The organism is Acinetobacter sp. Q85-2 (assembly GCF_013420555.1).
In the GTDB taxonomy this organism is placed as follows: Bacteria; Pseudomonadota; Gammaproteobacteria; order Pseudomonadales; family Moraxellaceae; genus Acinetobacter; species Acinetobacter indicus.
In genome coordinates, this window is record NZ_VOXW01000014.1 from 25,181 (window position 1) to 46,551 (window position 21,371).

Genomic DNA, 21,371 nt, shown 5'->3' on the forward strand with positions numbered 1-21,371 from the left:
TTTTCTCATGGTCAAAAATGCATTACAGGCACAGTTACTCAAAGCAGGTTTAGTCGATAATAAAAAGGCTAAAAAACTGTCTAAACAGGTAGTACATGAGCAGCGCACAGGTGTGAGTAAAGATGCTGAAGTCAAAGCCAAAATCGAGCAGGACAAACAGCAGAAAATGGCCCGTGATCAGGCGCTGGAACAAGAGAAAAAAGCCGCCTTGCAGGAAAAAGAGCTAAAAGCCGCCATCATGCAAATGATCAACCAGCATAAAATCCGCGACACCGATGGCGACAGCGTGTATCAGTTTATTGATGGCACCATTAAAAAAGTCTACATCAACCAGCAGATTTATAATGCACTGGTGGCCGGCAGTCTGGTGATTGCCAAGGAAAATGACGGTTATGCCTTCTTGCCAAAAGCGTTGGCAGAGCGTATTAACCAGAAAATGGAAGGCTTTATTCTGGTGAATAATTCACAAAGCAACGCGGATACCACCGATGAAGAGGATCCGTATGCTGCTTATGTCATTCCTGATGACCTGATGTGGTAAGCACTACAAAGAAAACCGGCTTGGGCCGGTTTTTTTATGGGCCGTTTCATGTGATTCAGAGCCGATTAAACGTAAGCAGATGCACAGGATATGTATAAAAATTTTATTAGAGGTTATAAATTTAAACATAAACCTTTAAACTCTATCACATTTTTAAAATGAATTAAGCGAGGATCACTTGGAACAGTTTGACGTCATCCAGAATCTGCAAGACTGGATAGATCAATACCCATGGCTAGAAATGCTGTCATCTCTCAGTATTGTGATTTTATTGGCGATTATTGCCAATTTTATTGCCAAGCAGGTGGTGGTACGCGGCATTCGCAAGCTTATTTCCAAACTTTCTTTTGCCCACAACGAAATTATTGCCGAACACAGCGTCATCCGCCGTATTGCCAATATTGTGCCGGCGATTGTAATCATGAACGGGATTACCACCGTTCCACATTTTTCCGATAAAGCCATCACCTTTGTACAGATGGGTGCGCAGGCTTTTATCTTCCTGACCATTGCCCTGGCCATTGGCGAATTGCTGAATATCTTTAACCTGATTTACCAGCGCAATCCCAAGTCACGCAATAAACCGATTAAGGGCTATTTGCAGCTGGTCAAGCTGATTATCTTTATTGTCTGCGGTCTGATGATTCTGGGCACTTTCCTGAAAAAAGATGTATTCACCTTGCTGGCCGGTTTTGGTGCCATGGCTGCGGTGCTGATGCTGGTGTTCCAGAATACGATTTTATCGCTGGTGGCTTCGGTACAGATTGCCTCTTATGACATGGTGCGTTTAGGGGACTGGATTGAAATGCCATCTTTAAATGCCGATGGTGATGTCATTGATATGTCATTACATACCGTCACAGTACAGAACTTTGACAAGACCATTACCACCATTCCGACCAACAAATTAATTACTGACACCTTTAAAAACTGGCGCGGTATGCAGGAAGCCGGTGCACGCCGGATTAAACGTTCGATTCATATTGATCAGAGCAGCGTGCATTTCATGAGCGCTGAGGAACAGGCCAAGCTGAAAGAGTTTATTTTGCTGGATCAGTATTTAAATACCAAAGCGGAAGAACTGGAGAAGTTTAACCAGCAGCTAAACAACCATGCTCAGTACAATCATCGTCGTCTGACCAATCTGGGGACATTCCGTGCCTATGTTGAGTTTTATCTTCAGCAGCATCCGGGCATTAGCAAAAACCAGTCCCTGATGGTACGTCAGCTACAACCGACCAGCGAAGGCTTACCACTGGAGATTTATGCTTTTACCAATACCACGGTCTGGAAAGAGTATGAAAATATCCAGTCAGATATTATGGATCATTTACTGGCAATTATTCCGGAGTTTGGTTTACAGGTGTATCAGGCGCCATCTGGAACCGATTTTAAAGAGTCGTTTAAAGCATCTTAAGTTTTTAGACTGAAACTAAACACATGAGAACCCACCGCTTGGTGGGTTTTCTTTTTCATCTTCCCTTTCGAATGTATCAGACTCATTTCCCTGTTCTTTCTTACCTAAACACTGCCCGCTGATGTTTACAATGACACAGCATTGCAGCACGCTGTTTTTACGTATACTGAAATTAAGCTTATAAAAGAAAGAGGTACATCCTGCATGAAAATTAAAATGCCGTTAATCTTCGCCAGTGTTCTGCTTGCACTTTCAGCTCCTGCCTTTGCGGATGATGACCAGAAAATTATTGCGCAAGCAGCAAAAAATATTATGACCACTGCGCAGGCACTGAAAGCCGCAGATGAAACACCAGTTACGGTGTATGGCACTATTCATAAACATATTAAAGATGAAATGTACCAGCTTCAGGATCAGACCGGCATCATCCATGTCGAAATTGATCATGATCTGGCGACACCGGCGCAATTGCTGAATCCGGGTAAAAAAGTCCGGGTGGTCGGTGAAGTGGATACACACCGTTATAAACCAACCGATATTGATGTAGTCGAGATTGAAATTCTGTAAGTTTCAGGCAGATATTTTCTGATCGAAGCTCGCAAAAAAATATGAGGTTTCTTTCAACTGCAAAGCCTTATTTATCTGCCTGATTTTAAAGCAGCACCGCCCTGAAAAGTTTTACTTTTCTTTTAAACTGGGTATTCTTGGCAATAAATCTGTTGTTTATCTCGCAAGCGGTAATCGTGATCAGTAGCGCATTGAATAGAACATGCTCTTCGTCTGTACAAGCCGCATGGCCGATACCAATGATGATCATCAATCTGCTTGCTCAAAAGGACATTGTGTATGTTTAAGTGGTTCGAGAGCCTGGTTAATCCATACCCCACCAAAGGTTTAAATAAACCACTACCTACCCGTTTTTTTCCTTTTGTCTGGCAGGCCGCGCGCGGTGTTCGTCCGTACTTATTGCTATTGGTGCTGTGTACCGCAGGTGCGGCAAGTTTTGAAGCCCTGCTCTATGCCAAAATTGGCGAGCTGGTGAACTGGCTCAGTCAAAGTCAGCCAGATACCTTTCTGGCCGAACATCAAACCAATCTGACTATTCTGACTTTTATCCTGCTGGCCAATATTTTCTTTGCTAGTTTGCAATCCATTATCAAACATCAGATTTTATATAGTAATTTCCCGATGCGCCTGCGCTGGCGTTTTCACAACTTACTGCTGCGTCAAAGTCTGGATTTTTTCCATAATGATTTTGCCGGGCGGCTATCGGCCAAAGTCATGCAAACAGCGCTGGCGGTACGAGAATTCTGGATTATTCTGGGCGATATGCTGGCCTATGTGGTGATTTACTTTATTACCATCAGCGTGGTGTTAGGCGCCATTTCACCTATGCTGATTATCCCGTTGCTGGTATGGCTGGGCCTGTTTATTGCCGCAGCCAGTTATTTTATTCCACGTTTAAGCAGAATCTCCAATAGCCAGGCTGATGCCCGCGCCGTCATGACCGGCCGCGTGACCGATGCCTATACCAACATCCAGACCGTGAAACTGTTTGCCCATGCCGGCCGCGAAAGCCAGTATGCCAAAGAATCCATGCAGGAATTTATGGTCACGGTCTATAAGCAGATGCGTTTGGGCGCACAGTATGAAATCAGCATTAACCTGCTGACGGTTGTGCTGTATGTCGGTGTGCTGGGTACGGCGCTGTGGTTATGGATGAATGGCCAGGCAGAACTCGGCATTATTGCCGCCACCACCGCCATGATTCTCAAGCTGAACAGCATTGCTGAATTTATGATGTGGCAAACCTCGGCGCTGTTTGAAAATGTCGGTACCATTCAAGACGGGATGAAAACCCTCGGCCGCCCGATCACAATTGAAGATAAACCGGATGCCAAAACCTTGAATGTCGCGCAAGGTGAAATCAAATTTGAAAATGTCAGCTTTGCCTATAATGACAAAAACGTAATTGAGCAGTTTAACCTGACCATCCGTCCGGGTGAAAAAATCGGGATTGTCGGACGTTCCGGTGCCGGGAAATCGACCCTCATCCAGCTGTTACTGCATTTTTATCAGATTAATCAGGGCCGGATTCTGATTGATGGTCAGGATATTGTCGATGTCACCCAGGACAGCCTGCGTAAGAATATCGCGCTGGTAACACAGGACACGTCGCTGCTGCATCGTACCGTGGCTGAAAATATTAAATATGGCCGCCCTGATGCCAGCGATGAAGAGATGTATGCTGCAGTGGCCAAAGCCAAGGCTGAAGAATTTATTCCGCAGCTGACCGATTTACGTGGCAAACGCGGTTATGAAGCCTATGTGGGTGAACGCGGCGTGAAACTGTCGGGCGGACAACGTCAGCGGATTGCGATTGCCCGGGTATTCTTAAAAGATGCGCCCATTTTAATTCTGGATGAAGCCACCAGTGCGCTGGATTCTGAAGTTGAAGCCGCAATTCAGTCCAGTCTGGATGAACTGATGCAAGGTAAAACCGTTATTGCGATTGCTCACCGTTTATCGACCATTGCGCAGATGGATCGCCTGATTGTGCTGGATCAGGGTCAGATTGCCGAACAAGGCACGCATGATGAACTGGTGGCACTGAACGGAATTTACGCTCAGCTGTGGCAACGCCAAACTGGTGGCTTTCTGATTGAGCAACAACAATTAAAGCAAAAACAAGGAACCTGATATGTTGTATCTGGAAGATTTGAAGGTGGGTGATCACTTTGTCAGTCGTGACTACGAAATGACTTTAGAAGAAATTCAGCAGTTTGCCCACCTGTATGACCCACAAATTTTCCATACCGATGTGCAGCAAGCCGCGCAGCATCCGGTATTTCAAGGCATTGCCGCCAGTGGCTGGCATACTGCCGCGGTAACCATGCGTTTATGGACCGAATGTTTTCCGGTGGCACATGGCCTGATTGGTTCAGAATCCAGTCTGCGCTGGCCGCGTCCGACCCGTCCGGGTGACCTGATTCATGTTGATGTTGAAATTACCGCCATCAGTCCATCAAAAACCAAGCTGGACCGTGGTCTGGTCAGTTATGTGACACAGGCCTTAAACCAGCATGGTGAAGTTTTACTGATTTCGACCACCAAAATTGTGGTGTTCCGGCGGGATGCACAGGTGGCCTAAGCAGTCATTTTGTCAAACAATTTTTCTAGTTTTCCGGTTTTTTTCATGCCAATATAGGCAAGCAAATTTAAAAAATAATACTCATTAGTGCAATGGACCGTGCATGAAAACACTTTTACCGCGTCAGGATCAGGGTGTTCCTGGTGTTTATGGCTTACTTATTCTGGATGTTGTTTCCCGTTGGGGATATAACGCTGAAACCTTTTTTGCTCCCTTCCATCTGACCACTGAACAACTGGCCGATCCTGACTTTCGGATTCCGACCAGCATGGCCAATGACATGGTCAAACATGCGCTGTATCTCACCGGTGAATCGACGCTGGGCTATCATTTAGGCACGCAAATGCGCATCTCGATTCATGGCTTTATCGGCTATGCGATTATGACTGCCAATGATATTAGTGATGCTTTAATGCTGGCCAACCGCTTTATTCAGCTGCGGATGCCCTTTTTACAGCTGTTTTTCTCTACCTTTGGTGAAAAAGCCACCCTGCAGCTGCAAGGTGAAATTGATCTGGAACCGCTCAGAACCGAAATTGCGATTGCACTGATTATTGGCATGATCACCATGGCCAAAGCCATTACCGGCATGGAGCATCTTTCTGGTGAAGTCGATTTTGATTTTCCGGAACCGCTGGGCTTTGAAAAATATGCAGCCAAATTCCCGAATCACAGTTTCCGTTTTGACCAGCCCTATCTGATCTTGAGTTTTGACAAGCAGTATTTGGGGCTGAAAATGATTCATGCCGATCCTATTGCCAGCCAGATTGCCATTAACCAGTGCGAAGCCGAACTTTCTGCCTTGGGTGAACGGCGCCGCCTGTCAATGCGCGTGCGCGATATTCTGACCAATTCCGAACAGCATTATTTAAGTATCGAGCATGTCGCCGACCAGCTGCATATGTCAGATCGCACCCTGAAACGCCAGCTGGCAGCCGAAGGCACCTCTTTTTCTACCCTGGTTGATGAAGTCCGTTACCGGCATGCCACCTCGCTGCTGTCACGTACCGATTACACCCTGGAACAGATTGCCGATGAACTGGGTTATAGCGATGTCGCCAATTTTAGCCGCGCCTTTAAGCGCTGGAGTGGCCGCAGTCCAAGCAACTGGCGTAAAGATCCGTATTTATAAAACTTTTGTTTTTCTGCAAAAGCATGTATAAACATGCCAAAAATGATTTAAATAGTTAAGGAGTCATCATGAATCACCCTTCAGAACTGAAATATGCACGTACACACGAATGGGTACGCATTGAAGGTGATCTTGTTGTTACAGGTATTTCTGATCATGCTCAAGATGCACTGGGCGATCTGGTCTATGTCGAAGCACCTGAAGTGGGCCAGCAAGTGACCGCGGGTGAACAGGCCGGCGTGGTGGAATCTGTGAAAACTGCGTCTGATATTCACGCACCAGTATCCGGCACAGTGGTTGAAATTAACCCTGCGCTGGAAGATGACCCGGATTTTGTGAATGATGAGCCGTATGGCAAAGGCTGGATTTATAAAATCAAGCCAGACAACCTGGCCGATGTCGAAAAACTGCTTTCAAGCAGCGAATATGAAGCCGGCTTATAAAAAATAATCTTACAAGAAGATCAGCCTACGGGCTGATTTTTTTAGCTCAAAACCCTATTAAATAAATATAATTATCACAATAAGATAATTTTATTAATTAAATTTATTAAATAACATTAAAATTTACATAAATTATAGCAATACTATATTTTTACCATAAAATAATTTAAGATAGGCCTTGTCTCTCCCATGTACCAATAGCGGCAGATCAGCACAACAACAAATGCCCTATTGATCCCAGCACAAAGGTTTAATATGTCAAATACCGCGTCACAGCCTTTATGGAACAAACCTTTTCTTCTGTGTTTTTCCAATAACCTGTTTCTGTTTATTTTCTATTTTGCCCAGACCACCATTTTGCCAATTTATATCCTGAATGAGCTGAACGGTTCACTGGCACAGGCCGGTCTGGCCATGACCCTGTTTATGGTATCTTCTATTCTGGTTCGGCCATTTAGCGGGTTGATTATTGAAAAGCTGGGCCGTAAAAAGACCTTATTCCTGTCCGAAAGCATGTTCTGCCTGCTGTCTTTTGCCTATATTTTTGCTGACAACCTGACCCTGCTGCTGATCATCCGTTTTATTCATGGTATCTGGTTCAGTATTTTAACCACCGTTACCGTACCAATTGCCAATGACTTTATTCCGGAGCAGCGTAAAGGTGAAGGCATGGGTTATTTTGTTATGTCGTTGAATTTAGGGATTGTCCTCGGACCTTTGCTGGGCATTTCCTTAATCCAGACTTGGTCCTATAGCATTATTGCGACTGTATTGGCGGTGATTATCAGCCTGGGCTTTGCCTTCTGTTTTATGATTCCGCTGCGTGAGCCAGAAAAAACCGATACTGCTGCAACTGTTCGCCGTAAGCTATCGCTGCATGACTTTATGGAGAAAAAGGCTTTAACAGTTTCAGTGATGGCGATGCTGGTGGCCTTTTCCTATGCCAGCATCATGTCTTTTATTTCCACCTATGCCGAAGAAAAAGACCTGCTCAGTTATGCCAGTATGTTCTTTATTGTGTTCGCCATTTCCATGATGAGCCTGCGCCCGATTACCGGGAAAATTTATGACCGTTATGGTCCGCGCTATGTGATTTATCCTTCAATCTTAATGTTTGCCGCAGGTCTGGCATTGCTCAGCCAGATGCAGGGTGTGGTCAGTTTTATGGTCTCTGCGATCTTTATTGGGATGGGATTCGGCACCTTGCAACCATGTTTACAAACCTTGGCGATTCAGCGCGCGCCTAAATCGCGGATTGGCCATGCCACCTCAACTTTCTTCACCTGCTACGATATTGGGATTGCCCTCGGTTCGCTACTGGTCGGCTTACTGATTAGCTGGCAAGGCTATAGCATCACCTATCTGGTCTGTGCCGGGGTGGTGTTGTCGAGTCTGGTCTTTTATAAGTTTGTGGTTAATCACCCAGCCACGGCCTAAATTAAAAAAAACGCCCAATTTGGGCGTTTTTTTAAAGCGATACTAGATAAATTGCAGCTTAAGCACTCTGTTGAGGAGCAGATTCCGTATCTTCATCTTCCGGTTTTGGTTCTTCCAGCATGCTAAAGCTCATAGCTGCCGAAGCTTCGCTTGGCCGGTTACTTTTCAGCTTGATCTGTAAGCGCAATTCATTCATCGAGTCGGCATTACGAATTGCTTCTTCATAGGAAATTGCACCTTCGTTATACAGATCAAATAAAGCCTGATCAAACGTCTGCATGCCCAGTTCACGCGATTTGCCCATAATCGACTTTAACTCATGGAACTGGCCTTTTAAAATCAGTTCAGAAATCAGCGGCGTATTCAGCATAATCTCGACTGCCGCACGGCGCCCTTTACCATCTTCGGTACGCACCAGACGCTGGGAAATAATGGCCTTCATATTGGATGACAGATCCATCAGCAGCTGGTTACGGCGTTCTTCCGGGAAAAAGTTGATAATCCTGTCCAGCGTCTGGTTGGCGTTATTGGCATGCAAGGTGCCCAAACATAAATGCCCGGTTTCGGCAAAGGCAATCGCGTGTTCCATGGTTTCGGTATCACGAATCTCGCCAATTAAAATTACATCCGGTGCCTGACGCAAGGTATTTTTCAGCGCATTGTGCCAGGAATGGCTGTCGACCCCGACTTCGCGATGGGTAATCATTGACTTCTTATGCTTGTGCACATATTCCACCGGGTCTTCCACGGTAATAATATGCCCGGCTGAATTTTCATTACGATGATCAATCATCGCCGCCAAAGAGGTCGATTTACCTGAACCGGTTCCCCCCACCACCAGCACTAGACCACGCTTTTCCATAATAATATGCTTCAGCGATTCCGGCAGTTTCAGCTGGCTAAAGTTTAGAATTTCCGCGCTAATGGTTCGAATCACCATCCCGACATGCAGCTGCTGTTGAAACACATTGACCCGAAAACGCGATACCTCCGGCACACTAATGGCAAAGTTGCATTCCAGATCAGTTTCAAACTCGCTACGCTGTTTTTCATTCATGAGGCTGTAGGCAAACAGCTTGGTTTTTTCTGCAGTCAGCGCCTGTTGTCCCAGCGCTTTCATCATGCCCTGATGTTTAATGCTCGGTGGAAAATCCGCGGTAATAAATAAATCTGATCCCCCAAACTCAACCACTTTGCTGAGCATATGAAACATAAACTTACGCGCATCTTCGAGTAATTCTGCACTGTACATCATCAATTATTCACTATCTGTTCTGTCATCATTTTTGGCCCCAACGCGCCGGTATTCAACCGATTGGCAGCGCTGAGCATGTTGTCGATATTGCATCAATCATCCTGATTTCACAATCAATAAAAATTTCAACTTATTCAAAAAATTCAAGATAATCTGCCAATTTCATCAAACTTTTCTATTTTAATTTTAAGGTGCTGATAAAAAATAAGCCCCTGAGGTTCAGGGGCTATTCATTCAATACAATTGCAGTTTAAGCACTACGTTTTAACGGTCGTAAGACCAGTTCTTGTGCGACCTGAAACAATAACTGTTCAGTCTTGTTCCAGCCTAAACAGCCATCGGTCACGGACTGGCCATAGGTCATCTGATCCGAGATTTTCTGTTGTCCATCGACCAGATGACTTTCCAGCATGACACCGCGAACCTGAGTCTGTGCACGCTCTGCCACAATGGTTTTTAACACCTCTGGTTGTAATAACGGATTTTTACTGCTGTTGCCATGACTGCAATCAATCACCAGCGCTGGCATCTCGCCTTTGACTTTGGCTTTGATTTTTTCAATTTCAGCCAGCTGGTAGTTCGGGCCAGCATTGGCGCCACGTAAAATCAGATGTGCTTTCGGGTTGCCCTGTGATTCTAAAATACACGGTAAACCTTGCTGGCTCATGCCTAAGAACTGATGCGGATGTGAAGCCGATTGAATTGCGTCTAAAGCAATTTGTACCGAACCATCGGTACCATTTTTGAAGCCAATGCTGTACGGCATGTGGCTAGAAATTTCACGGTGAATCTGAGATTCACTGGTACGCGCGCCAATCGCACCCCAGGCCAGTAAATCGTCAAAGTAGGCCGTTGCCATCGGGCTTAGAATTTCCGAGGCAATAGGCAGCCCCATTTCAATAATTTGCAAGTACAGTTCACGTGACTTTTCCAGTCCCAATTGCATATTGGATGAACCGTTTAATTCTGGATCGTATAAGAAGCCTTTCCAGCCAACCGTGGTGCGCGGTTTTTCGATATAGGCGCGCATTACCAGGAAAATCTGGTCTGCCACCTGGCTTTGCAGTTGTTGTAATTTTTGTGCGTATTCCAGTGCTGCCGCAGGATCATGGATGGAGCATGGGCCGGTAATCACCAGCAAACGTGAATCGATACCGTTAAGAATATTCTGAATGGTTTGACGCTGCTCGGCAATTTGCTGTGCCAGCGCGCCAGAAAGCGGCAATTGTGCCTTGAGCTGATAAGGTAAGCTTAAAATTGTTTCTTTGGCTGAAGATTGTTGTAATGCAGTATTTAAAGCGTTCATTGATTCTTCCTTTGGACTGTGGTTTGACAGTCCGAACTTTTATTTGAGCGATATGGGTCTAATACAGGTCAGGTTGGTCATAGCTTGACTAAAGTAAAACCAATAAAAGTTGCTAAAGTATGAATAGTTAAATGTACGCATGAGAATCTCCAAAAGATTGATTAAATTCAAGATATAAAAAAACCTGATCAGGGTTGCCGATCAGGTATCAACTGGTGGGCAACCTTATTTTGCCCGAACGCGTTCAGGCAATTATCTAAACTGCCAGAAGTAATAGTATGCGTTTGAGATTACAGGTTGCTTTAACATCTTTATTTCTTCAAAAAAGTATGTGTCTGAAAAATAAAATACGCGCTATTTCCAGCTTTGACAATAGTTTTCTGGATGTTTTTTAGCATTCTTCCGGATTTCCTTTCACATTTAGCAAAACACAGCTTTCCTCCAATTGATCTCCTATCTTCCGGGTTAAATCACGTCGAAAGACTCAAATTACTTTTGGATAAAAAATTATCCGCATTAAAATTACCTTCTATTGGATATTTACAGTCAAAACACCACCATTAAAAACCTTTTAAAATTATTAACTAATTCATTAAAAATCATAGCCCACCCACCATTTTTTACAAAAAGTTACAATTATATTTCTTCCTATTCACCAATAAAACACAAAACAATATTTTATAAATATCATTACTTTAATTTATCATTAAGCCTGATTTGAGCTATAAGTTACGAAATGCGTAATCATATTACGCATTGAACAAAGATTAACTCTTGCTAAGATATTTTCATCTGGAACTCCCTGATTTCAGGAAATTCCTGCAAAAACAACAAGTGAAGCAATTGGATTGCTCACCATACATGAGGATGGAACATGCACAACTTAGCTAACCCTTTAGAGCTATGCGGATTTGAATTTATTGAGTTTGTCTCGGAAAATGGCGCTCTGGATTCAGTTTTTCAAACGCTCGGTTTTACCCAAGTGGCTAAGCACAAATCCAAAAATGTCTACTTATGGCGTCAGGGCGACATCAATATCATTCTGAACTATCAGCCAGAATCCTATGCATCGTATTTCTTTAATGAACATGGTCCATCGGCCTGTGCCATGGGCTTTAAGACCAAAAATGCAACCCGTGCCTATCAGAAAGCGCTCGAACTCGGTGCCGAACCAATCAAAAACGTGATTGGTCCTATGGAACTGAATATTCCAGCGATTAAAGGCATTGGTGGCTCACCAATCTTTCTGGTCGACTGCGATATCTATCAGCAGGATTTCGAGTTCTTTGAAGGTGTTGATCCGCGCCCGGTGGGTACCGGTTTAAAAGAAATTGACCATTTAACCCATAATGTCTACAAAGGCCGGATGCAGTACTGGGCCAATTTCTATGAAAAAATCTTTAATTTTCAGGAAATCCGCTACTTTGATATTAAAGGTGAATACACCGGCCTGACCTCAAAAGCGCTGACTGCACCAGATGGCAAAATCCGTATTCCACTGAATGAAGACTCGGACAAAGGTAACGGACAAATTGCCGAGTTCCTGTCGGAATTTAACGGCGAAGGCATTCAGCATATTGCCTTCTCAACCGATGACTTACTGGCGACCTGGGACAAGCTCAAGGCCTTGGGCGCCAAGTTTATGACCCCACCACCGGCAACCTATTATGAAATGCTGGCAGAACGTTTACCGGAACATGGCGAACCGACTGCAGAGCTGCAACAGCGTGGCATTTTACTGGATGGCAATACCAAAGATGGTGAAAAGCGCCTGCTGCTACAGATTTTCTCGGAAAATATGATTGGCCCGGTGTTCTTCGAATTTATTCAACGTAAAGCAGATGATGGCTTTGGCGAAGGAAACTTCAAAGCCCTGTTCGAATCGATTGAGCGCGACCAGATTAAACGTGGCGTGCTTGACGTCTCTGCCTGATTTTCAGGTGTTCTAAATCCCGACAACGCCGCTCTTGCACATGCGATTTGGCATGTGTCAGGGGCGACGCATGTTTAAATTTCAGCAATCACATCACCTGCGCCAAAACAATAACAACACAGTGATGTCGATTTTACATGGATGATAAAAGATGCAACAACATGATGGCAAACTACATAAGGGCTTGAGCAACCGGCATATCCAGCTCATTGCCCTCGGTGGCTCAATTGGCACCGGATTATTCCTCGGCATCTCCCAGACCATTAAACTGGCCGGCCCGTCGGTCATTCTGGGTTATGCCATTGCTGGCCTGATTGCATTTTTAATGATGCGTCAACTGGGTGAAATGATTGTCGAAGAACCGGTCAGTGGTTCTTTTAGTCATTTTGCCTATAAATACTGGGGCAAGTTTGCCGGCTTTATGTCGGGCTGGAATTACTGGGTACTGAATGTGCTGGTGTGTATGGCCGAACTGAGTGCCATTGGCCTGTATATCCATTACTGGTGGCCGGAGATTCCGACCTGGGTCTCAGCACTGGGCTTCTTTATTTTTATTAATGTGATTAACCTGCTGCATGTCAAACTGTTTGGCGAAATGGAATTCTGGCTGGCGATTATTAAAGTGCTGGCGATTGTGGCCATGATTGCGTTTGGTAGCTATCTGCTGGCGTCCGGTAACGGCGGTCCGCAGGCGCATTTAAGCAATTTATGGGAACTTGGCGGCTTTTTCCCCAATGGTGTGATGGGCCTGGTGATGGCAATGGCCATGATCATGTTTGCCTTTGGCGGTATTGAGCTGGTCGGTATTGCCGCAGCAGAAACTGACAACCCGAAAAAGACCTTACCGAAAGCGGTCAATCAGATCGTATACCGGGTTTTATTATTCTACATTTTAACCCTGCTGATTATTCTGGCCTTATATCCATGGAACCAGATGGCACAAGGCGGCAGCCCGTTCGTGATGATGTTTGACTCCTTAGGCAGTCAAGGCGTTGCCACAGTATTGAATTTCGTGATCTTGACTGCGGCGGTGTCGGTCTATAACAGCACCAACTACTGTACCAGCCGTATGCTTTTAGGTCTTGCGGAACAAGGCAATGCGCCGAAGTTTTTAAGCAAAATCAATTCACGCGGTATTCCGGTGAATGCGGTGATGGTTTCAGCCTTTTTCACCCTGCTCTGTGTGCTACTGAATTACCTGTTCCCCGAAACGGCATTCAGCCTGTTGATGATGCTGGTGGTGGCAGCCATTGTGATTAACTGGGTGGTGATTTCCTATACCCATCTGAAATTTAAACGTCAGATGCTGGCGCAGCAACAGCAAACCCTGTTCCCAAGTATTGCCTATCCGTTTACCAATTACCTGTGTATCGCCTTTATGCTCGGTATCTTGGTGATTATGAGCCAGACCCCATCAATGCGTATTGCGGTTGGCCTGCTGCCGGTCTGGATTGGCCTGTTATCGCTGGCCTATTACCTTAAACAGAAAAAACTGGCGCGCGATCCTGCGCTCATCAAAGCCAAAAGCTATTAATTCAGGAAGATTGTATGTTTCAACATGTCGATACCTATGCCGGCGATCCGATTCTGTCCCTGATGGAAGAATTCCAGCATGATCCGCGTCCGCATAAAGTTAATCTCAGTATCGGGCTGTATTATAACGAGGCCCAGCAGGTTCCGCAGTTGCGTGCCATCCAGCAGGCTTATCAGGACCTAAATGCCGAGCAGCAGAAGGTCAAACTGTACCTGCCGATGCAAGGCATACCGGCTTATAACAGCGCCGTCCAAGCGCTAATTTTTGGCGAAGATAGTCCGGCTTGTCAGGCCGGTCGTGTAGTGACCTTACAAACGCTGGGTGGTTCGGGCGCGCTAAAAGTGGCGGCAGATTTCTTAAAACGCTATTTCCCGGCCTCTGAATTATGGGTCAGCCGCCCGACTTGGGATAACCATATTGCGATTTTCCAGGGCGCCGGCATTCGTTGCCATGAATATCCGTATTTTGATCCGCATAGCGGTCAGGTGGACTTTGCTGCCATGCTGGATTGCCTGCAACAGCTGCCGGCGCAAAGTATTGTCCTGCTGCATCCCTGCTGTCATAACCCGACCGGTGCCGACTTGTTGCCAGCGCAGTGGGATCAGCTGATTGAGCTACTGGCGCAGAAGCAGCTGATTCCGCTCTTGGATATGGCCTATCAGGGCTTCGCCGAAGATTTTCACGCAGATGCTTATGCCATCCGGGCGATGGACAGGGCCGGCCTGAATTTTCTGGTCAGCCATTCATTTTCCAAAATTTTCTCTTTATATGGCGAACGGATTGGCAGCTTAAGTGCGGTCTGTGATGATGCCACCACCGCCCAAAGCGTGTTAGGCCAGCTGAAAGCCACCGTACGCCGGATTTATTCCAGCCCGCCGACTACCGGCGCGATGCTGATTCAGCATGTGTTACACACGCCGACGCTGTACCAAAGCTGGCAGGACGAACTGACCGAAATGCGTGAGCGCATTCAACAGATGCGTGAGCGTTTAAAACAGCAGCTCGAACTTGCCTTACCGGGGCAATCTTTTGACTATCTGACCCGGCAGCGCGGCATGTTCAGCTATACTGGCTTGAGTGCAGCCCAAGTCGATCAGCTCAAGCAGGAGTTTGGTATTTATCTGGTGCGTAGTGGCCGGATGTGTGTGGCAGGACTAAACCAGAACAATGTCGATGCAGTGGCACATGCCATGGCACAGGTATTACAGCATAGTGATACTGCTCTCACTGCTTAAACCTCTGTTCCCTCGCAAATAAAAACGGGCCATGTGCCCGTTTTTATATTTTTATATCGTAGAAATTTGAAGATTATGAAGCGGCTTTTAACATCTGCTTGGCTTCAAGCTGATTGACAGCATTGCTAAATAAATAGCCCTGACCAAAATGGCAGCCAAACTGTTTCAGGGTTTCAAACTGCTCCTTGGTTTCAATGCCTTCGGCAATAATATCCAAGGACAAAACCGGCCCTAACTTGATAATCGCTTCGACAATGGCCTGAATTGATTTATCCCTATTGATGCGGTTGACGAAATCACAGTCAATTTTCAGGCTATCCACCGGATAATCACGTAAATGGGTTAAGGAAGAATGCCCGGTGCCAAAATCATCCAGCGAAATGCGAATACCGGCCTGTTTCAGTTTATGGATGGTACGAATCACACATTCAGAGCCACGCTCGGCCAGTGATTGCTCGGTAATTTCAATTTCAATTAATTGTGCCGGAATCTGATAATGCTGCATCCGTTTTAACAGCACTTCTGCGTAGTTATCGCGCATCAATTCCACCGGCGAGGCATTAATTGACACCGGCACCGTCTGTAAGCCCTGTTTGATCCAGCTTTGCAAATCACTAAAAATGGCCTGCTGCATCAATTCGCTGATTTTTGTGGTCAGCTCATAATCGCTAAAGGCTTCTAGCAGCTCTTTCGGATAACGGTAACGCTGCTGTGCATCCTGCCAGCGTAATAAAGCCTCAAAGCCAATCAGCTCACCGGTTTCAATACACACTTTCGGCTGATAAAACGGTACAATCCGCTGTTCACGAATAATCATGCGTGCAGTCTGCAACTGCTCTACCTTGCTCTGGACCGCCGCCAGCATAGAATGATCAAACATGCGGATGCCACCTCGGCCACCGGCTTTCAGGTCATTCAGCGCGGTATCGGCACATTTCATCAGTTCGGGAATTTCTCTGGCATCTTTGGGATACATCGAACAGCCAATGCTCATGCCGCAGTTAATGACCCGGCCGCTATAGGTAATGGGTGCATCCAGCAGTTTGGCAAACTTCTTGGCCAGTTCAATCAGCTGCTGTTCATTTTCAACCGAATGCACCACCACGGCAAACTCATCACCACCCAGGCGCGCAATACTGACCTGTTCTGAAATATATTTTTGAAAGCGTTTGGACAATACTTTTAATAAATGATCGCCGGCCTGATGGCCCAGGGTATCGTTAATATTTTTAAAATGATCCAGGTCAATCAGCATGACCCCGACCAATGTGCGGGTTTCTTTGGCGACCTGAATTGCCTGTTTGGTTTTTTTCCGGAAAGTTCGGCGGTTAATCAGCTTGGTCAGATCATCGACTTCACTGCTGAGTCTTAATTTATCTTCGGCAATTTTTTGCAAGGTCACATCACGCGACACACATAAAATACTGGTGGTTTCGCCGTGTTCGTTCAGCACTGGGGTCAGCATATTGTCCCAGTATTTCACTTCATCCTGATTAATGCTCATACCCGGGAAATGGGAATTTTTGCCTTTAATCGCCTCACGAATGGCCTGCTGACCTTTTTCACGAGCTTCGGGTGGTAACAGGTCAAGCCATTTCATGCCGAAGTTCTTTTCCCGCTCTTTGCCTAGCAAGGCCTGGCAACCTGAACGGTTCATATGCGACAGTGAGCCATCCGGTTTGACAATCTTGATACAGTCAACACTGACATCCAGCATATGGGTGTGGGCACGTAAGGTATCTTCGGTTTCCCGATATTTCACCGCACTGTCATGAATATTGGTACAGCTGATCATCCACTGGTCACAACCCTCGAGCTGCTGCGAATTTCGGGCAATTAACAAAAACCAGTGATAGCGCTGCTGGCGATCCCGAATCCGGCATTCTTTTTCAAAACTCTGACCACTTTTTTGCGCACTTTCCCATAAAAAACACAGATGCTCGGCATCTTCCGGGTGAATGGCATTCAGCCAGCTTTGAGCAGTCAGGCTTTGCTCATCTGAAGCAAGATACTGTTTAAAATTAGAATTATATAGATGATGTCCGGCTGAACTAACCCAAATCAGTTGTGGCATCATTTCAATGGCGCGAATAAAGTCTTTCTGAAAAGGAGATTTCTCAAGTTTAGGCGTGACCTGTTTGGACTTGTCTTTTAATACCTCAAGCAGATTAATATGACTCATATCGCATTTTCCATGTTATAGTGCCAATAAGATCACACTTCTATACAGATATGTATTATAAGAGCAATAAAAACTATTTTTAACCCACGGTAAATAAAAATACCCAGTTTTTGTATATTCTTTTTGTAATTAAAATAGCTTAAAAATATACAATTTTCTGTGCATATTCCTGACTTTAAGCATGCAGCCTAGTTCTACTTTGTAGCGAGACTGGGCAGTTTTGATAGAAAAAAGATATCAGTTGTGATGGTTTCTGTGAGTACAGATACAAAAAAACACCGGGTCTAAGCCCGGTGTTTTTAGATAAGGTCATTACGACTCGAAATGAATTACACTACGAATTGATTTACCTTCATGCATTAAGTCAAATGCTTCATTAATCTGTTCTAACGGCATGGTATGGGTAACAAAAGGCTCCAGCTGAATATCACCTTTCATGGCCTGCTCGACCATGCCTGGTAATTGTGAACGGCCTTTAACGCCACCAAATGCAGTGCCCATCCATTTACGGCCCGTCACCAATTGGAATGGGCGGGTCGAGATTTCTTTACCGGCACCAGCCACACCAATAATCACCGATTGGCCCCAGCCACGATGGGCACATTCCAGCGCGGAACGCATGACGTTGACATTGCCGATACATTCAAAGGAATGATCAACACCCCAACCGGTCATTTCAACAATCACTTCCTGAATTGGGCGCTCATAATCATTCGGGTTAATGCAGTCAGTCGCACCAAACTGTTTGGCCAGTTCAAATTTTTCCGGGTTGGTATCAATTGCAATAATACGGCCGGCTTTGGCCTGACGCGCACCTTGCACCACGGCCAGACCAATCCCGCCTAAACCAAACACGGCAACGCTGTCACCTTCCTGCACTTTGGCAGTGTTATGCACCGCGCCAATACCGGTGGTTACACCACAGCCCAACAAGCACACCTGTTCATGGTTGGCTTCCGGGTTAATTTTGGCCAGTGACACTTCGGCCACCACAGTATATTCACTGAAAGTTGAACAGCCCATGTAATGATAAATGGGCTGACCATTATACGAAAAACGGGTGGTACCATCTGGCATCAAACCTTTACCTTGGGTAGCACGCACCGCCACGCACAGGTTGGTTTTGCCCGATTGACAGAACAGACATTCACCACATTCCGCGGTATACAGTGGAATCACATGATCACCCGGTTTAAGGCTGGTCACACCTTCACCGACTTCCACCACCACACCCGCGCCTTCATGACCCAACACGGCTGGAAACACCCCTTCAGGATCATCACCTGACAAGGTAAAGGCATCCGTATGACATACACCGGTATGACTAATTTTAACCAAGACTTCTCCAGCTTTTGGCGGAGCCACGTCTATTTCTACAATTTCAAGGGGTTGACCCGGACCAAATGCGACCGCAGCTCTTGATTTCATGAAATTGATCATCCTTTTGATACGTCTTTAACAGATGTCTTACAGTAACCGCTTTTTATCAACAGATTCAACCTATAACATCATGATAATCTATATGAATCAGTAAAAATCTACTTCATAAAAATGATGCCATTAAAATATTACAACATGATCTGGTTGTGCTGTCTGATTCTGGCATGTACCGGTTGTAATTCGCTTGAACAGAACTATGCTGCGCAGGATGCGCCAATTGAACCAGATTTTGAACACTGGATGCCGCGACCAGAGGCACAGGCACAACTACAACGCGGACAAACCGCCTATTTACCGCTGTATGACGGATTTATCAGTATTGCTTCACGTTTACATTTAATTCATAACGCCAAACATCATTTAGACCTGCAATATTACATCTGGACCGATGACGAAATTGGTCATTTAGTGCTGGCCGAATTACTCAAAGCCGCCGACCGCGGGGTACAGGTCCGGTTACTGATTGATGACCAGAATGGCACCCAACTGGACGATACCTTGCTGGCACTCAGCCATCATCCGAACTTTAAAATTCGCCTGTTTAATCCTTATAAATTCCGTCATTTTCGGGCACTGGATTATGCCTTCCGGATGCAGGCAGTGAATCACCGCATGCACAACAAACTGATTATTGCCGATGGCGCGATTGCCGTGACCGGTGGCCGCAATATCAGCCGGGAATATTTTGATGCCAGTGATGACTTTCAGTTTACCGATGTAGATATTCTCTTTGCCGGTAATGCGGTCAAAAAAGCCAACGATAATTTCCGTGCTTTCTGGAACCATGAACTGAGTTTTAATCTGGTCCAGCTGATGGACCAGAACAGCAATAAATACCATCGTAATAGCTTGACCTTGCTGCGGGAAAAATATGCCAGCCAGCAACTGGATGAACAGGAAGTGCAACGCCGGATCAGTTTTGCCGAACAGCAGGTGGCGCAGTATTTAAAACAGCGTTCCTATCATTGGGCCAAAGCGCATTTTGTGGCCGACCCGCCAGAAAAAATCCAGGGCAAAGCCAAAGATGAAGAGATGATTTACCATCAGATGATCCAAATTATGGGCACGCCCGATCAGCATCTGGAACTAGTATCTGCCTATTTTATTCCGACTCAACGCGGTACGGATTATATGAGCCGTCTGGCAGAAAAAGGCATTGATATCCGGGTTTTGACCAACTCGTATATGGCCAATGATGTACCGATTGTGCATGCCTTCTATCAGCAATACCGGCCGCAGCTGTTGGCCAGTGGTATTCGACTGTATGAATTCAAGCGTTATATTCAGCGCGAAGAACGCACCTGGTATGAAATTATTACCGGTAACGTGATTCCGGCCAAAGGCCGCAGTGCTTCCAGCCTGCATGCCAAATTCTTTGATATTGATGGCAAGGTGTTTATTGGCTCTTTTAATTTTGATCCGCGCTCGGCCTTTTTAAATACTGAAGTTGGGCTGGTCTTGGAATCTGATGAGCTTCAGGATGAAATTTCAGATTCATTGAATCAGTACCTGCCGCAAATTGCCTATGAACTAAGGTTGGATGAGAAAGGACATATTATCTGGCTGGATTATCAAAAAGATGGTTCAGTGATTCAGCACAAGGTTGATCCGGAAACCACCAGTTTCCAGCGTTTTGTGATGAATTTAATGACCCATGTCCCAATCGAGTGGATGATGTAATGACATCCACATTACAGTAAATATACATTGACCAAGATAATTGAATACGAGTTGCTCTATGGGTTTGCAGCAAACCCGATACCCGGAGAGATTGTGTGATCTCTCACTTCGTATTTATCGCCAGAAGGTTTTACTCTTCTGCTACATTACTTTAAAATTCACGCTTTATTTTTCTTCTTTTTTAGATCTCTCCTCATGCAATTTTTTGATTTAAGCCGTCAATTTAAATTAAGTGATATTCTCAGCCCGACTAAAACCCTGAATGAATTGGGCCAGCAAGAGTGGTTTCTGGCCAAAGTGCGGGTCGAACATGATTGCCTGTCCGACTCGGAGCAGCTTGAAGGTCAGGTAGTGTTGCAATCGAATGAGAATATTCAGCTGGAACTGGAATGGCTGATTCAGGACACCGGTTTTGAATTGCAGGTGTTGTTTAAGGGTGTAGAAACTGCGGCTGAACAGGAAACCTTGGTGATGGTCAAAGGTGCACAACTGGTGGATGATGCACAGCAACCGCTCTCAGCCCAAGCCCTCAGCTTATGGATTGATGGCACTTTATTACCGATGTTGCCGCAAATCCGCAAGGAAATTAAAGCCCGCCTGAATTTATGGGATTATGTGGAATACGGAGCTTAAGTCCTTTTATTCTGCTTTTACTGCTGAAACATGAAAAAAGAGCGAAGTTTTT

18 protein-coding genes are annotated in these 21,371 nt (G+C 45.5%); 13 read left to right on the top strand and 5 right to left on the bottom strand.

Translation table 11 applies throughout. The features are described from left to right. Positions 1–7: 7 nt before the first annotated feature. The 3 genes from FTT68_RS09245 (at position 8) to FTT68_RS09255 (ending at position 2,525) form a co-directional block, all read left to right on the top strand. Entirely contained in the window at positions 8–541 is a 534-nt protein-coding gene (locus FTT68_RS09245; protein ID WP_180057261.1) for a DUF2058 domain-containing protein, read from the top strand. Between the two features lie 178 nt (positions 542–719). Further along, a complete protein-coding gene (locus FTT68_RS09250; protein ID WP_180057259.1) occupies positions 720–1,958 on the top strand; it encodes a mechanosensitive ion channel family protein in 1,239 nt (412 codons plus the stop codon). Positions 1,959–2,162: 204 nt separating this feature from the next. Continuing rightward, positions 2,163–2,525: a NirD/YgiW/YdeI family stress tolerance protein gene (locus FTT68_RS09255; RefSeq protein WP_075166578.1), complete on the top strand. Its 363-nt coding sequence runs from the start codon at positions 2,163–2,165 to the stop codon at positions 2,523–2,525. Between the two features lie 85 nt (positions 2,526–2,610). Here the strand turns inward: FTT68_RS09255 and FTT68_RS09260 are convergent, their stop codons facing one another. Further along, the gene (locus FTT68_RS09260) at positions 2,611–2,775 is read right to left on the bottom strand and encodes a hypothetical protein (protein ID WP_155757083.1); all 165 of its coding nucleotides are present in this window, start codon (positions 2,773–2,775) and stop codon (positions 2,611–2,613) included. A gap of 29 nt (positions 2,776–2,804) precedes the next feature. On the opposite strand from FTT68_RS09260, the gene FTT68_RS09265 reads away from it, so the two are divergent. From FTT68_RS09265 to FTT68_RS09285, 5 genes are all read left to right on the top strand, one after another. Next, on the top strand, positions 2,805–4,658 hold the full coding sequence (locus FTT68_RS09265; RefSeq protein ID WP_005178171.1) for an ABC transporter ATP-binding protein: 1,854 nt from the start codon (positions 2,805–2,807) through the stop codon (positions 4,656–4,658). A gap of 1 nt (position 4,659) precedes the next feature. Beyond that, positions 4,660–5,109: a MaoC family dehydratase gene (locus FTT68_RS09270; protein ID WP_016658087.1), complete on the top strand. Its 450-nt coding sequence runs from the start codon at positions 4,660–4,662 to the stop codon at positions 5,107–5,109. Positions 5,110–5,212: 103 nt separating this feature from the next. Then, positions 5,213–6,241, top strand: coding sequence for an AraC family transcriptional regulator (locus FTT68_RS09275; RefSeq protein ID WP_005178175.1), 1,029 nt, complete (start codon positions 5,213–5,215; stop codon positions 6,239–6,241). A 68-nt stretch (positions 6,242–6,309) separates the two neighbouring features. Continuing rightward, positions 6,310–6,684 (top strand): glycine cleavage system protein GcvH, encoded by a 375-nt coding sequence (gcvH, locus tag FTT68_RS09280; RefSeq protein WP_005178176.1) that lies wholly within the window; start codon positions 6,310–6,312, stop codon positions 6,682–6,684. 255 nt (positions 6,685–6,939) lie between these two features. Beyond that, positions 6,940–8,121: an MFS transporter gene (locus tag FTT68_RS09285; RefSeq protein WP_180057252.1), complete on the top strand. Its 1,182-nt coding sequence runs from the start codon at positions 6,940–6,942 to the stop codon at positions 8,119–8,121. Between the two features lie 58 nt (positions 8,122–8,179). Here FTT68_RS09285 and FTT68_RS09290 read toward each other — a convergent pair whose 3' ends face one another. Both FTT68_RS09290 and FTT68_RS09295 read right to left on the bottom strand, forming a co-directional pair. After that, complete coding sequence (locus FTT68_RS09290; RefSeq protein WP_180057278.1) at positions 8,180–9,373, bottom strand: PilT/PilU family type 4a pilus ATPase; 1,194 nt, start codon at positions 9,371–9,373, stop codon at positions 8,180–8,182. A gap of 253 nt (positions 9,374–9,626) precedes the next feature. After that, complete coding sequence (locus tag FTT68_RS09295) at positions 9,627–10,682, bottom strand: 3-deoxy-7-phosphoheptulonate synthase (RefSeq protein WP_016658084.1); 1,056 nt, start codon at positions 10,680–10,682, stop codon at positions 9,627–9,629. 874 nt (positions 10,683–11,556) lie between these two features. Here FTT68_RS09295 and hppD point away from each other — a divergent pair. From hppD to FTT68_RS09310, 3 genes are all read left to right on the top strand, one after another. Further along, the gene (gene hppD / locus FTT68_RS09300; protein WP_016658083.1) at positions 11,557–12,615 is read left to right on the top strand and encodes a 4-hydroxyphenylpyruvate dioxygenase; all 1,059 of its coding nucleotides are present in this window, start codon (positions 11,557–11,559) and stop codon (positions 12,613–12,615) included. Positions 12,616–12,766: 151 nt separating this feature from the next. Further along, positions 12,767–14,149 (top strand): amino acid permease, encoded by a 1,383-nt coding sequence (locus tag FTT68_RS09305; protein ID WP_005178192.1) that lies wholly within the window; start codon positions 12,767–12,769, stop codon positions 14,147–14,149. A 14-nt stretch (positions 14,150–14,163) separates the two neighbouring features. Further along, positions 14,164–15,384: an amino acid aminotransferase gene (locus FTT68_RS09310; protein ID WP_180057250.1), complete on the top strand. Its 1,221-nt coding sequence runs from the start codon at positions 14,164–14,166 to the stop codon at positions 15,382–15,384. Positions 15,385–15,457: 73 nt separating this feature from the next. Here the strand turns inward: FTT68_RS09310 and FTT68_RS09315 are convergent, their stop codons facing one another. After that, the gene (locus tag FTT68_RS09315; protein ID WP_180057248.1) at positions 15,458–17,566 is read right to left on the bottom strand and encodes a GGDEF domain-containing phosphodiesterase; all 2,109 of its coding nucleotides are present in this window, start codon (positions 17,564–17,566) and stop codon (positions 15,458–15,460) included. 312 nt (positions 17,567–17,878) lie between these two features. Further along, positions 17,879–18,994, bottom strand: a complete 1,116-nt coding sequence (locus FTT68_RS09320; RefSeq protein ID WP_016658079.1) for an S-(hydroxymethyl)glutathione dehydrogenase/class III alcohol dehydrogenase — start codon at positions 18,992–18,994, stop codon at positions 17,879–17,881. A 123-nt stretch (positions 18,995–19,117) separates the two neighbouring features. Between FTT68_RS09320 and FTT68_RS09325 the strand changes: the two genes are divergently transcribed. Further along, the gene (locus FTT68_RS09325; protein ID WP_180057246.1) at positions 19,118–20,686 is read left to right on the top strand and encodes a phospholipase D family protein; all 1,569 of its coding nucleotides are present in this window, start codon (positions 19,118–19,120) and stop codon (positions 20,684–20,686) included. Between the two features lie 195 nt (positions 20,687–20,881). Then, positions 20,882–21,319 carry a hypothetical protein gene (locus FTT68_RS09330; protein ID WP_005178205.1) on the top strand — a complete coding sequence of 146 codons (438 nt, stop codon included), beginning with the start codon at positions 20,882–20,884 and terminating at the stop codon, positions 21,317–21,319. Positions 21,320–21,371: the final 52 nt, after the last annotated feature.

Coding starts and splice junctions, on each gene's coding strand:
- FTT68_RS09245 (WP_180057261.1), top strand. CDS start 8: ATGGTCAAAAATGCATTACAGGCACAGTTACTCAAAGCAGGTTTAGTC.
- FTT68_RS09255 (WP_075166578.1), top strand. CDS start 2,163: ATGAAAATTAAAATGCCGTTAATCTTCGCCAGTGTTCTGCTTGCACTT.
- FTT68_RS09260 (WP_155757083.1), bottom strand. CDS start 2,775: ATGATCATCATTGGTATCGGCCATGCGGCTTGTACAGACGAAGAGCAT.
- FTT68_RS09265 (WP_005178171.1), top strand. CDS start 2,805: ATGTTTAAGTGGTTCGAGAGCCTGGTTAATCCATACCCCACCAAAGGT.
- FTT68_RS09270 (WP_016658087.1), top strand. CDS start 4,660: ATGTTGTATCTGGAAGATTTGAAGGTGGGTGATCACTTTGTCAGTCGT.
- FTT68_RS09275 (WP_005178175.1), top strand. CDS start 5,213: ATGAAAACACTTTTACCGCGTCAGGATCAGGGTGTTCCTGGTGTTTAT.
- gcvH (WP_005178176.1), top strand. CDS start 6,310: ATGAATCACCCTTCAGAACTGAAATATGCACGTACACACGAATGGGTA.
- FTT68_RS09285 (WP_180057252.1), top strand. CDS start 6,940: ATGTCAAATACCGCGTCACAGCCTTTATGGAACAAACCTTTTCTTCTG.
- FTT68_RS09290 (WP_180057278.1), bottom strand. CDS start 9,373: ATGTACAGTGCAGAATTACTCGAAGATGCGCGTAAGTTTATGTTTCAT.
- FTT68_RS09295 (WP_016658084.1), bottom strand. CDS start 10,682: ATGAACGCTTTAAATACTGCATTACAACAATCTTCAGCCAAAGAAACA.
- hppD (WP_016658083.1), top strand. CDS start 11,557: ATGCACAACTTAGCTAACCCTTTAGAGCTATGCGGATTTGAATTTATT.
- FTT68_RS09305 (WP_005178192.1), top strand. CDS start 12,767: ATGCAACAACATGATGGCAAACTACATAAGGGCTTGAGCAACCGGCAT.
- FTT68_RS09310 (WP_180057250.1), top strand. CDS start 14,164: ATGTTTCAACATGTCGATACCTATGCCGGCGATCCGATTCTGTCCCTG.
- FTT68_RS09315 (WP_180057248.1), bottom strand. CDS start 17,566: ATGAGTCATATTAATCTGCTTGAGGTATTAAAAGACAAGTCCAAACAG.
- FTT68_RS09320 (WP_016658079.1), bottom strand. CDS start 18,994: ATGAAATCAAGAGCTGCGGTCGCATTTGGTCCGGGTCAACCCCTTGAA.
- FTT68_RS09325 (WP_180057246.1), top strand. CDS start 19,118: ATGATGCCATTAAAATATTACAACATGATCTGGTTGTGCTGTCTGATT.
- FTT68_RS09330 (WP_005178205.1), top strand. CDS start 20,882: ATGCAATTTTTTGATTTAAGCCGTCAATTTAAATTAAGTGATATTCTC.